The organism is Rhizorhabdus sp. P4_G6, assembly GCF_056401045.1.
The window spans coordinates 435,394-444,901 of the sequence record NZ_JBFUKC010000001.1; the positions used below are offsets into that span (position 1 = coordinate 435,394).

The 9,508-nt window shown below is 63.7% G+C and carries 9 protein-coding genes; 7 read left to right on the forward strand and 2 right to left on the reverse strand.

What is annotated here, in order from left to right; genetic code table 11:
* Nucleotides 1-26: 26 nt before the first annotated feature.
* Entirely contained in the window at nucleotides 27-530 is a 504-nt protein-coding gene (locus tag AC1DPF_RS02095; protein ID WP_477959458.1) for an SRPBCC domain-containing protein, read from the reverse strand.
* Between the two features lie 90 nt (nucleotides 531-620).
* Nucleotides 621-1,721 (reverse strand): helix-turn-helix transcriptional regulator, encoded by a 1,101-nt coding sequence (locus AC1DPF_RS02100; protein ID WP_477871622.1) that lies wholly within the window; start codon nucleotides 1,719-1,721, stop codon nucleotides 621-623.
* Between the two features lie 123 nt (nucleotides 1,722-1,844).
* On the opposite strand from AC1DPF_RS02100, the gene AC1DPF_RS02105 reads away from it, so the two are divergent.
* The 7 genes from AC1DPF_RS02105 to AC1DPF_RS02135 form a co-directional block, all read left to right on the forward strand.
* Nucleotides 1,845-3,038, forward strand: coding sequence for a DUF1214 domain-containing protein (locus AC1DPF_RS02105; RefSeq protein WP_477959461.1), 1,194 nt, complete (start codon nucleotides 1,845-1,847; stop codon nucleotides 3,036-3,038).
* A 16-nt stretch (nucleotides 3,039-3,054) separates the two neighbouring features.
* Nucleotides 3,055-4,227: a sulfotransferase family protein gene (locus AC1DPF_RS02110; RefSeq protein ID WP_477959463.1), complete on the forward strand. Its 1,173-nt coding sequence runs from the start codon at nucleotides 3,055-3,057 to the stop codon at nucleotides 4,225-4,227.
* Between the two features lie 52 nt (nucleotides 4,228-4,279).
* A complete protein-coding gene (locus tag AC1DPF_RS02115; protein ID WP_477871616.1) occupies nucleotides 4,280-5,071 on the forward strand; it encodes an SDR family NAD(P)-dependent oxidoreductase in 792 nt (263 codons plus the stop codon).
* 35 nt (nucleotides 5,072-5,106) lie between these two features.
* Nucleotides 5,107-5,886 (forward strand): SDR family NAD(P)-dependent oxidoreductase, encoded by a 780-nt coding sequence (locus tag AC1DPF_RS02120; protein WP_477959465.1) that lies wholly within the window; start codon nucleotides 5,107-5,109, stop codon nucleotides 5,884-5,886.
* 25 nt (nucleotides 5,887-5,911) lie between these two features.
* A complete protein-coding gene (locus tag AC1DPF_RS02125) occupies nucleotides 5,912-6,691 on the forward strand; it encodes an SDR family NAD(P)-dependent oxidoreductase (RefSeq protein ID WP_477959467.1) in 780 nt (259 codons plus the stop codon).
* A 44-nt stretch (nucleotides 6,692-6,735) separates the two neighbouring features.
* A complete protein-coding gene (locus tag AC1DPF_RS02130) occupies nucleotides 6,736-7,854 on the forward strand; it encodes an NAD-dependent epimerase/dehydratase family protein (protein ID WP_477959469.1) in 1,119 nt (372 codons plus the stop codon).
* Between the two features lie 669 nt (nucleotides 7,855-8,523).
* A partial coding sequence (locus AC1DPF_RS02135; RefSeq protein WP_477959471.1) for a calcium-binding protein occupies nucleotides 8,524-9,508 on the forward strand: 985 nt, incomplete at its 3' end.

Sequence of the window (9,508 nt, forward strand, 5' to 3'; positions counted from 1 at the left end):
GGAGACCCGTCGCGCGGGCCCTGACCTCAGGCGGCGACCGTCGTGCGCGCCTGGTGCATCGCCTCGGCCCGGCGCTTTAGCGCCCGCGCGGTATCGTCGAACGCGCGCTTCACCCAGCCTTGGGTGAAGTTCATCACATGGATCGCGTTCTCGCCGAAGAAGGCGTCGGTGGACAGGTAGCGGCAGCGATCCGGGCCGAGCGGGGTGATGACCTGGTCCCGCCGCGCCTCATAAGGGAATTCGGGCGTGCCGGGCAGCTCCCAGGACAGAAGATGCTCGGGCTCGAACGCGCAAAGATATTCGCACCACTGAACGAGCTGGCCCGAGCCGGTATAGTCGACCAGCGTCATGTTCACCGGCGCGCCCATCTCCAGCGTCGAGTCCGCGCGGACGCAATAGGGGTTCCATTCGCCATAGCGCGGCAGGTCGGTCAGGACTTCCCAGACGATCGCGGCCGGCGCGTCGATCTCGACGGGGTCGGAAGCGACGAGCGTGCGGCGGTCATATTGAGCGAACGGATCGAACGTCATGGGCTCACTCTCCTGCGAATGGATCGCCTCGATTATGCTGCGGACAGTAGCAGGCGCGTACCGCTTATCAACCGGGCCGGCAGGCGGCGATCAGGCGAGCGTCAGGACGCTGGTCAGGATCGACCGCACGAGGTCGGTCTGCCCGCGCACGCCCATCTTGGTATAGATGCGCTTGGAATAGCTCCGCGCTGTTTCCAGCGTGATCGACAGCTTGTCGGCCGCCTCCGCCAGCGAAGCGCCCTGGCTGATGAGCAGGGTCAGCCGCGCCTCGCTGGGGAGCAGGCCGAACAGTTCGGCGATCTGTTCGTGCCGGCGCGCGCCGAACCGCGTCTCGCCCTGCAGGAACGCGATCATGACCGATGTCCTGTCGGGCGATGCCGGAACACCGGAAAAGGGCGTCAGCATCATGTTGAGCCAGGGATCGTCCGACACGCAGATCGCCTGGGGCCGGGCGGATCCTTCCGTCGCGATGGCGGCGATCGCCGATTGCAGGACGCCGTTCACCGACGGGCGCATCGCCGCCAGCCGGCCGTCCTTGCCGACCTTGAGCGCGTCGCTGTGGTCGAGGATCGCGGAGGCATGCGCGCTGGTCCTAACGACGGTGCCGGTCGCATCGAGCGTCAGCCAGCCGATATTGAGCCGCGCGATGATGCTGTCCGCCGCCCGCGCATGGAGCCGTTCGCCTTCGAGCGCGATGTGATTGCGCAGCGAGCGGCGCAGATGCACTGACAGCCGGGCGAACAGCGCGGCATCCCGTTGGTCGAACGGCTTGTCCCTGCGTGCGATGAACATCCATCCGGTGACGCCGCTCGGCTCCGTGACGCGCACGACTTTCATGTGGCGGACGCCGCGCGGCTCGAGAATCTGCTCGCGATAGCGCCGATGATAGTCGTTGGACTCGTCGAACACGTCGCTCAGGTCATAGACCTGCCCCTCGCGCAGGTTCACGCCCATCACGGGATCGGAGCGGTAGAAGCTTTCCCGGTAGAATCGGTGCACCTCGATCGGGGCATCGTCGCCTGCGAACAGCTCGACCACGCCGCCCGGTCCGCGATCCGGCGGCTTGAAGATGATCCCGGAATAGACGGCGTCCAGTTCGGAGCGCAGCATTTCCAGGAACGTCGTCCATGGCGGCGTTTCGAAGGGGCCGTCGTGCAACGCTGCGATCAACTGGTCGGCGACATCGTCCATGACGCGTCGACCCTCCCATATGGGGACACCGTCGTCCACATGATTCGCTATCCTCCCGCCATTCTCCGTCGCCGTCGACCCGAGAGCGGGCGTCGGCGCGAAAGCAAGCGAGAGTGGAGAGCGATGTCAGACACCGATTCCTATGCGCAGCTCTGGAACGAGCACACCAAGGTCCTGGCCGACATCCGCGCCCAGTGGTTCGCCTCCGGATGGGCGGAAACGCCGGAGGAGCGGGACCGGGCGATGTTCCATGTGATGTCGATCGAACATACCGGCTTCAACGTCTTCGTCGGGCCCCGGCAGGATTATCCCTTCTTCAGCAAGACGCACGCCTTCCATCATCCCATCCTCTTCACCTGGGGCCTGTGCTGCCCGGACTTCCACTACCAGTTCACCTTCGCGGACGGTGCGGGCACGTACCGGATCACCGGCAAGACCGGCACCACGCGCTGGAGCGAGCTTCACGTGCAGAGCGAGTTCTGGGGCGATCCCGGCTTCCGTCAGGTCGGCATCATGGAATTCGACAAGATGCATGTCGAAGCGAACGGCAGTTTCGAGATCATCGTCTCACCCGACAAGCATGAGGGCAACTGGCTCCAGACCCAGCCGGGCGAGAACCAGCTCCTCCTCGTCATCCGCGACGCGATGTACGACTGGACGAACGACATTCCGGCGACGGTCCAGATCGAGCGCCTGGACGGCCTCGACAAGCCCCGCCGCCAGGTCAGCGACCGCGACCTCGCCACCCGCATCCGCAAGCTGACGAACTTCGCCCGCGAATCGGCGCGCCACTGGATCGGCCGCAACGACGAGGTCGTCGGCGACGTGGGCGTCAACGCCTTCTGGACCGGCAAGGAACAGAATCTCGGCGGCATCCAGCATGCCGCCTATCATTTCATGCTGTTCGACTTCGCCGAGGACGAAGGACTGCTGTTCGAGTTCGACCCGCCGAAGACCTCTAAATTCTGGGCGTTCCAGCTCGCCAACCTGCAATATGACACGGTCGATTATCTCAATAACCAGTCCTCGCTGAACGCCATGCAGACGAAGGTCGATCCAGACGGCAAGGTTCGGATCGTCGTGTCAGCGCGCGATCCGGGGATCGCGAACTGGATGGATACGGTCGGCCATCTGCGCGGCGTCTGCGCATCGCGCTGGGTGTGGTGCGATCCAGTGCCGGAACCGGTCGTCAGGAAGGTGAAGCTCGCCGATCTGCCCGGCCATCTCCATGCCGGATCGCCCAAGGTCTCGGCTGAGGATAGGCGCGCGACCGTGGCCGCGCGCGGTGCGGGCATCCGCCGCATGTACGGCATTTGAGAGGCAGGATCGATCCATGTCATTGCCCACCGCCGCGGAGCTGATGCGCGCCGCCGAACTCGAAACCGCGCTCGACGACTGGGCGCTCGACCATGTCGGCACGCCCGAGCGCCTGTTGACGACATTCGTCGACGATCTGAACCGGACGTCGAGCCTGCATGCGCGCGGGGAGGAGCGTTTCTATCGCTTCCTGATGGACATCCTCACCTCCCGCCTCAAATATGTCGCCGATCGCAAGCGGCATGCGGGCTGGCGGGAGGAGAAGGTCGAGGCGCCGATCTTCATYCTYGGSCTGCCSCGSTCGGGCACGACCTTCCTCCACAATCTSATGGGSGCCGACCCGCTGAGCCGCGCGCCGCGCCTGTTCGAGATGCATTATCCCTCGCCGCGCGCGGACGACCCGCTCGCGCGCGGACTGCGGGAAAAGAAGTGCCAGGAGCGGCTGGGCGATCTCGGCMTGCTCGACGAGGACTGGCTKGGCGTCCATCCSATGGGCGCCAATCGCGCGGAGGAGTGCCTGTTCTTCTGGGAGCTGCTCCTGGCCTCGGCGACGTTCACCGCCCTGGCAGAGCTGCCGACCTATCAGGATGTCCTGTTCCAGCAGGATTTCCGCGCCATCTATCGCGAGCAGCGGGACTTCCTCAAATATCTCCAGCATGGACTGTCGCCTCGCCGGTGGGTGCTCAAGACGCCGCTCCACGTGCGATTTCTCGAGGAGATCATCGAGGTCTTTCCCGACGCGATGTTCGTCCATTGCCATCGCGACACCGCAAAGACCTATCCGTCGATCGCCAACATGGCCGCGGTTCTGCGCAGCAAGTTCGCGCCCCTCGCCCCCAGCGCCAAGAGCATCGTCGGCGATTATGACGATACCTGGGAAAAGGCGCTGGAGTTCCGGCGCAGGCCCGGCATGGCCAAACGCTTCGTCGATGTCCGCTTCCTGGATTTCCGGGCCGACCCGATCGGCACCGTGCGGTCCATCTACGACCGGCTGGGCCTCGATTTCAGCGACGACCGCGCGGCGGCGATGGAGGCGTGGCTCGCCAGCGATGCGACCGAACGCTCCGGCCGGACGCACCATCAATATTCGCTGGCGGACATCGGCATGACGGAGGGCGACATCGACCGGCTCACCGGCGATTATCTGTTGGCTTTCGACGTTCCGCTGGAGCGCCAGGGTGCGGTTTGAAATTCGGCCTCGGCGGTCGGATCGTTCGATATACTGAGAGAGAGGATTTGAAATGGCAAAGCTGAAGGACGGCGTCGCACTCGTCACGGGCGGCGGGCAGGGCATGGGCCACGGCATCGCGCTCCGCTTCGCGCGCGATGGCGCCAAAGTCGTGGTGGTCGGCCGCACCCAGGACAAGATCGACCGCACCGTGGCGGAAATCCGCGATGCCGGGGGCACGGCGATCGCCTGCCTCGCCGACGTCTCGATCGAGGAGGATACGCGCCGGATGGTCGAGATGGCGGTATCCGCCTACGGCCGCCTTGATTTTGCCGCCAATGTGGCGGGCGTGGCGCACGCGCCCAACTACATGCACAAGCTGACGCTGGAGGAGTATGAGGACGACTTCGCGGTGAATTCGCGCGGCGTCTTCCTGTCGATGAAGTATCAGATCCAGCAGATGCTGGAGAATGGCGGCGGATCGATCGTCAACGTGACGTCGGGATCGGCGATCAACGGCTTCGCCTTCTACAGCATTTATTCGGCGGCCAAGCACGCGGCGGTCGGCCTGACCCGCGCGGCGGCGCTCGAATATGCGGACAAGGGCATTCGCGTGAACAGCGTGGCCCCCGGAGCGATCGCCACCCCGATGCTGACGAACAACGACGAATCGACGCTCGCGCCGATGCGCGATTCGATCGCGATGAAGCGGTTCGGCACGCAGGAGGAGATCGCGGCGGCCACCGTCTGGCTGTGCTCCGACGAATCGAGCTATGTCACCGGATCGGTCCTGCCCGTGGAGGGCGGCTACACCGCATCCTGCATCACCGTCGTGTCTGCCGGCGTCCATCCGGTAGAAGGCTGAGGCGACGCGACGAGCGGCTTGAAGGGAGGGGCGGGATGCACAGGTTCGACGGAAAGATCGTGCTGGTCACGGGGGCAAGCTCCGGCATCGGCAAGGCGGCGGCGATCATGCTTGGCGACCGGGGCGCGCACGTCCTGGTCGCCGCGCGCCGGGCGGCGCAGTCCGAGGGCACTGTCGAGCATATCCGCGGCGCGGGCGGGGAGGCGACGTTCGTCCAGATGGACATCGCCGAAGCCGCCAGCGTCGCGGCCGGCTTCGACCGTATCCAGTCGTCGTTCGGAAGGCTGGATGCGGCCTTCAACAACGCCGGCATCACCAACGACTTCAAGGCGTTGAGCGACACGACCGATGCGGAGGTCCGCTCGCTGATCGAGACCAACCTCTATGGCACGGTCGAATGCATGCGGCACGAGCTGCGCCTCATGCGGCCGGCCCGCAAGGGCGTGATCGTGAACACCGGCTCCACCGCCAGCATCGCGGGGTCGGGCTATCTCGCGGTCTATGCGGCGACCAAGCATGCGATCGTCGGTCTGACCAAGGCGGCGGCGCTCGAATATGCTGGGGAGGGCATCCGGATAAACTGCCTGTGCCCCGGCGGCGTGAAGACCGAGATCGCCGCCGTCGCCATCGAGCGCGATCCCTCGCTGGAATCCTTCATCGCCAAGAAGGTGCCGTTGCAGCGGATGGCGGACCCGAGCGAAATCGCGGAGGTCGCCTGCTTCATGCTGTCGGATGCGGCCAGCTTCATGACCGGTTCGGTCGTGCTCGCGGACGGCGGGCAGACGGTGGGGTTCAGCGTCGCACCCGAAGAATGACGCAGAGGACGACGGAGGGAAGTTGATGAGCAGCGCAGCAAGGTTCGTGGACAAGGTGGCGATCATCACCGGCGCCGCCACCGGCATCGGACGGGCGACGCTCGCCCGGCTGGCGAGCGAGGGCGCGACCCTGCTTGCGGTGGACGTCAACGCGGATGCGCTGGCCGAATCGGTGGACCAGGCGCGCGGCGCAGCAGGCCAGGCGGAGCGGGTGGCGTCAGCCGTGGCGTCGGTCACCGATGAGGCGGCGATCAGGCAGGCCTTCGCTGCGTTCGTCCAGCGCCAGGGCAAGCTCGACGTGCTGATCAATGTCGCCGGCGTGCTGCGCGCGGTGCACAGCGTGGAGGAGACGTTGGAGGACTTCGTCCGCATCCTCCAGATCAATCTGGTCGGCACCTTTCTGTGCTGCCGCGAGGCGCTGCCCTATCTCCTCGAATCGAAGGGCAACATCGTGAATACCGCTTCCACCTCGGCTTACTTCGGCCATCCCTACATGGCGGCCTATGCCGCCAGCAAGGGCGGGGTGGCCGCGCTGACTCACACGTTGGGCTGGGAGTATATCAAGCGCGGCGTGCGCGTAAACGCCGTCGCGCCCGGCGGGATCGCCACCCCGATGACCGACGCCATGGGGGCCGGCGGGTTTCCGGAGGGCGCGGACATGTCGCTCTTCGCGCATCTGTCGCGGCCGGATGGGATCTATGGTTCGCCGGAGAACGTCGCCAGCATCATCGCGATGATCGCGTCCGAGGACGGCGCGTACATGAACGCGGAGGTCGTGCGGGTTGACGGAGGCTATCATGGCTGACGACGGATCCCCGCGGGAACGGCTTTCACTTGCGAGTATAGCGGATGCCTGAAATCCTCATCATCGGCGCATCGGGTCTGACCGGTTCGGCGGCGCTCAAGCATTTTGCCGCCAAGCCCGGCTGGAAGGTCACGGCCGTTTCGCGGCGGCGGCCGCTGGTCTGTCCCGATCATGTCGAGCATATCCCGCTCGACCTGCTGGACGGTGAGAAATGCGCCGAGATCTTCGCCGCGATGCCGGGCGTGACCCATATCGCCTATTGTGCCGTCAACGAGCAGCAAGGGAACATGATCACCGGATGGCGCGACCCCGAGCAGTACGCCAAGAACATGGCGATGCTGCGCAACGTGGTCGATCCGATCGTGTCCACCGCGCACGGCTTTCGCCACATCGGGCTCGTCCATGGCTTCAAGGCCTATGGCTCGCATCTCATCGAGCGCACGCCGCCCATGCCCTACAAGGAGTCACGCCCGCGCATCGACCAAGAAAATTTCTATCACCAACATGAGGACTATATCCGGGCGAAGCAGCAGGGCGCGTCCTGGGCGTGGACGATTATCCGGCCGGGCATGATCGTCGGCGAGGCGGTGGGCGCGAACATGAACACCTTCCTAGTGCTCGCCCTGTTCGCGGCGCTCCGCAAGGAGGCGGGGCTGCCCCTCCTCGTGCCGGACGGGGCCAGCATGATAACCGATATCGCCGACGCCGACCTTCTCGCGCAGGGGCTCGACTGGGCGGCCGGGGCGGAGAATGCGCGCAACGAGGCGTTCAACCTCGTCAACGGCGACGTCTTTTCGCTGCACGACGCATTTCCCATCGTGGCGGAGGAACTGGCCATGGAGCTGGCCGCGCCCCGGCCGTTCGACATTGCGGAGGAGGTTCGCACTCTGGCGCATCTCTGGCCCGGCATGGTGCGCAAATACGGGTTGAAAGCGCCTGAGGATCTGGACGCGTTGCTGGGCGAATCGCTTGCGGTGGGTGGCGGCTGGACCTATCCGCTCGATCCCGCCCATGTGGTCCGTTACGGCCTCTCCAGCACCATCAAGATCCGTCAGGCGGGCTTTCACGACTGCATGGATACGGCGGAGATGTTCCGGAAATATACGCGCCGGTTCCAGCAGCTCAAGATCATCCCGGCTGTCGCTGACGCCGGATCATGCTGATACGTGCCAATATTATGGTCCATCCAGCCCATCCCAGAGAGCTCTCGAACCGCAATGCCGCATCTTGCGGTCAGTTTTTTGTCGGGCGGAGACGACCGTTAGAGAAGGCCAGAATCAGGTAGCAATCAGAGACTGGAACTGACTTCAGGGTCGTCGACATGTGGCCGCAAACGGCGCAGAACTGCGCCAATTTCAGCTGCCCCCGAAGGGAAAGTGTAGTTATTACAATAACGTGCTGACTGTTTTGGTGCAGTTGAGGAGACTCGAACTAGTCTCTGCTTTGACCACGACGGTCGAAAAGCGGCTGAATAAGTGGCGCATTTCCCGGAGGTTACGGCCAGGCCGAGCGAAAAATTGGAGTGAGACCAATTCGTTTCCAGACTGAACGGTCATTGAAATAAGACGAACTAAGTCGGGGATTTTAGTTCCCCGTCAGAGCTAAGGGCTCGTCACCTATGTTTCTAACCAAGGAGTTCTCAGGTACAGCTTCCTTGAGCGGCGTTTAGCCGACTATTAAGTACCAGCTTCATCCCTGCTGCGGAACGGGCTGGGGCATCAGCGAATGAATTGGTTCAAAATGAACGATTCTATAGGGTTTGTGCGCTGAATCCTTAGGCTACCTTCCCCCCAAGACCGAGCTCTAAGCACGCAACGACGGGGAAGAAATTTATGGCGACTATCACAGGAACAGCTGCCGCTGACGTGTTAAACGGCACATCTGCTGCGGATGTAATCTACGGTCTTAGCGGGAACGACACGATCACAGCGGGGGATGGCGCCGATACGATCGACGGCGGTATCGGCGCGGACTCCATCCAAGGCGGTAACGGCGCAGACACGATAGATTATTCGGCATCGACGTCGGCTGTGACGGTAAATCTGACTGCCGGAACCGGAACGGGCGGGGATGCGCAAGGTGATAGCTATGTCTCGATCGAGCGTGTCCTCGGCTCGGCCTATRATGATACGCTGATTGCGACGACCACAGGCACGACCCTCGAAGGTGGGCTTGGGAATGACATCTATATCGTCGCCGGCAATGGCTCCGGCACGACCATCACCGAGGCTTCAGGCGCTGGGATCGACACGGTCCAGACCGCATCTACCGCCATAACATTGGAAAACTGGGCCAATGTCGAGAACCTGACCTATACCGGCTCAAGCGCCTTCACCGGCTATGGCAATGCATCCAACAACGTCATTACCGGCGGGATCGGCAACGACACTCTGCTAGGAGGTGCCGGTGCCGATACATTGAACGGCGGCGGAGGGACTGACACCTCAACGTACATCTACAGCGCCGCGATCACTCTCAATTTCAAGTCCGGTATCCATTCCGGGGATGCTGCCGGGGATGTTTTCAGCAGCATCGAGCGCTTCCAGGGATCGAATGCGGGCAACGATACCTTCATCTCGGACGCTACCGCCCACTATTTCGACGGAATGGGGGGCCTGGACACCGTCGATTATTCGGGATCTGGCGCTGCAGTTACTGTCAATCTCACAGCGGGCACAGGCGTTGGCGGGGATGCGCAAGGTGATAGCTATGTCTCGATCGAGCGTGTCCTCGGCTCGGCCTATRATGATACGCTGATTGCGACGACCACAGGCACGACCCTCGAAGGTGGGCTTGGGAATGACATCTATATCGTCG